This window comes from Mycobacterium sp. NAZ190054 (assembly GCF_001545925.1).
Taxonomy (GTDB): Bacteria; Actinomycetota; Actinomycetes; order Mycobacteriales; family Mycobacteriaceae; genus Mycobacterium.
Genome location: NZ_LMVQ01000400.1, coordinates 1 through 2,358 on the forward strand (window position 1 = coordinate 1; position 2,358 = coordinate 2,358).

Consider the following 2,358-nt stretch of genomic DNA (forward strand, 5'->3'; position numbering starts at 1 on the left):
AACTCGCCGGTGCCGTCGCGTACGCGTCCACGCTGTCGTACCCGGTGCTCGCCGACCGGTTGCCGCCGATGCTCGCCGCCGCCCTCGGCTGATCTAATGGGCCTGCTGCTGCGCGGCCAACTGCGCGGCCATCTGCTCGGGCAGCTGCACCGGCAGCGGGGTGCGCACCGGAAGCGGGGTGTCGCCACGGCGGACAACGGTGTCCGCCAACGCATTCCGCGCTTCCTCCGCGAGTTCGGCCATACGCTCGTAGGGACCGTTGACCACGCAGCGGACCATCCAGCGGTAGCCGTCCACCCCGATGAAGCGCACGACCGCGGCGCCCTCACCGGCTGAGCCGACGACCTCCCGGCCCCAGGGACCGTCCTCGATGCTGACCCGGGGAGCGTCCTTGCGCAGCGATTCCGCCAGCTCCGCCGCCACCTCGCGCCACAGTCCGGACGACTTGGGCGCCGCGTACGCCGCGATCGTGAAACGACCGTTGGGCGTCATGATCCAGACCGCGCTGGGCGCCCCGGTCTCGTTGAGTTCGACCTGCACCTGGCCGTTCCGGGGCAACGGGATCAGCACCGAGCCCAGATCCAGACGCGCCAGCGCGGCGACCGACGGATCGTCGAAGTCGTCGATGTCGAACGGGCCTTCCAGCTCCTCGTCGTCGGTGTCCACCGACGTCACCTCCTCAGGCGTCGCAGCGCTGTCACTGTGGTGTCTGCCCACTGCCGTGTCCCCTCCCCTTACAGACTGGCATGCCCGCCGGAGGAACCGTGGCCACCGGCGCCGCGGGTCGTGTCCCCCAGCCCGGCCTCGTCGAAGGACGTCACCTCCACCAACTCGGGCAACTCGACGCGCTGCACCAGCAACTGGGCGATCCGGTCGCCCCGGCGGATCACGATCGGAGCCGCGGGATCGAGGTTGATCAACGAGACCTTGATCTCACCCCGGTAGCCGGCGTCGATCGTGCCCGGGCTGTTGACGATCGAAAGCCCCACCCGCGCAGCAAGTCCCGAGCGCGGGTGGATGAGTCCGACCATGCCGTTCGGAATCGCCACCGCCACACCGGTCGGGACCAGCGCCCGCCGGCCGGGAGCGAGTTCGACATCGAGCGCGCTGTAGAGGTCGACTCCCGCGTCCCCGTCGTGGGCCCGGCTGGGCAGCGGAAGGTCGCGGTCGAGACGCACTACCGCCAGAGAGATGGACACGACGTCAGAGATTACTCTGGGCCGCGTGTCTGACACGCGCGCCACTGCCCAAACAGTCCGCTATCGCGAGCGGCTGTGGGTTCCGCTGTGGTGGTGGCCGCCCGGACTCGGGGTCGCCGCCCTCATCGCGCTGGAAGTTGATCAGGGCATCAACGCGCTACCGGGCTGGCTGCCCTATGCCGTGCTGCTGCCCGTGGCCGCCATCGTGCTGCTGAGGCTGGGCAAGACCGAGCTGAAGGTGGTGGCCACCGGCACCGAAACCGAGTTCTGGGTCGGCGACGCGCATCTGCCCGCCTCGGTGGTCTCGCGCGCGGCGGAGGTCCCCCGCTCCGCCAAGTCGGCGGCGTTGGGGCGTCAGCTCGACCCGGCGGCCTATGTCGTCCACCGGGCCTGGGTGGGCCCGATGGTGCTGTTGGTGCTCGACGATCCGGACGATCCCACGCCGTACTGGCTGATCAGCGCGAAGCACCCCGACAAGGTGCTCGCCGCGCTACGCGCCTGATCACGGCCCGGCAGCCGCGGTCAGGCGGCGCAATCGGTGCAGATCATCACGCCGTTCTTCTCACTCGCCAGGCGGCTGCGGTGGTGTACCAGGAAACAGCTCGAGCACGTGAATTCGTCGGCCTGCTTCGGGATCACCCGCACCGACAGCTCCTCGCCCGACAGGTCGGCGCCCGGCAGTTCGAAGTTCTCCGCGGACTCCGACTCGTCGACGTCAACGACAGCCGACTGAGCTTCGTTGCGCCGCGCCTTCAGTTCCTCGAGTGAATCCTCGGAAACGTCGTCGGTCTCTGTGCGCCTTGGGGCGTCGTAATCGGTGGCCATACCCTGTCCCCTCCGTGAAGCTCGTTGCAGCGTTGCTTTGTACCAGCGTCGAACGCATCCACCAAATGATTCGTGCCCGGATTGACACCGGTTCTACTGTGATTTATGTCACATCTTAGCCCGCCAGCTTGTCGCCGCCGGTCGGAGCGCTGCGCCGGGTGGCTCTAGAGTGCTGGTCGTGGTCGCGCAAATCACCGAGGGCACGGCGTTCGACGCTCACGGTGCGTCAGGTTCCGGGTGTCCTCGGCTTCGGCGGCGCACCGATCACGGTGGGCCCGGACGGCAGCGTCCACGTGGTCACGGGCACCCAGAGCCAGACCGGCATGCAACTCTT

The 2,358-nt window shown here is 68.6% G+C and carries 4 protein-coding genes; 1 reads left to right on the forward strand and 3 read right to left on the reverse strand.

Features of this window, described 5'->3' with window-relative positions:
- Positions 1-93: 93 nt before the first annotated feature.
- Both ASJ79_RS22655 and dut read right to left on the reverse strand, forming a co-directional pair.
- Complete coding sequence (locus tag ASJ79_RS22655) at positions 94-717, reverse strand: DUF3710 domain-containing protein (RefSeq protein ID WP_197420336.1); 624 nt, start codon at positions 715-717, stop codon at positions 94-96.
- Between the two features lie 17 nt (positions 718-734).
- Positions 735-1,199, reverse strand: coding sequence for a dUTP diphosphatase (gene dut, locus ASJ79_RS22660; RefSeq protein WP_067960191.1), 465 nt, complete (start codon positions 1,197-1,199; stop codon positions 735-737).
- A 25-nt stretch (positions 1,200-1,224) separates the two neighbouring features.
- Here dut and ASJ79_RS22665 point away from each other — a divergent pair, with 25 nt between their 5' ends.
- A complete protein-coding gene (locus ASJ79_RS22665; RefSeq protein WP_067960194.1) occupies positions 1,225-1,701 on the forward strand; it encodes a DUF3093 domain-containing protein in 477 nt (158 codons plus the stop codon).
- A gap of 20 nt (positions 1,702-1,721) precedes the next feature.
- Here the strand turns inward: ASJ79_RS22665 and ASJ79_RS22670 are convergent, their stop codons facing one another.
- Positions 1,722-2,024 carry a DUF4193 domain-containing protein gene (locus ASJ79_RS22670; RefSeq protein WP_011779690.1) on the reverse strand — a complete coding sequence of 101 codons (303 nt, stop codon included), beginning with the start codon at positions 2,022-2,024 and terminating at the stop codon, positions 1,722-1,724.
- Positions 2,025-2,358 lie beyond the last annotated feature (334 nt).

Coding starts and splice junctions, on each gene's coding strand:
- ASJ79_RS22670 (WP_011779690.1), bottom strand. CDS start 2,024: ATGGCCACCGATTACGACGCCCCAAGGCGCACAGAGACCGACGACGTT.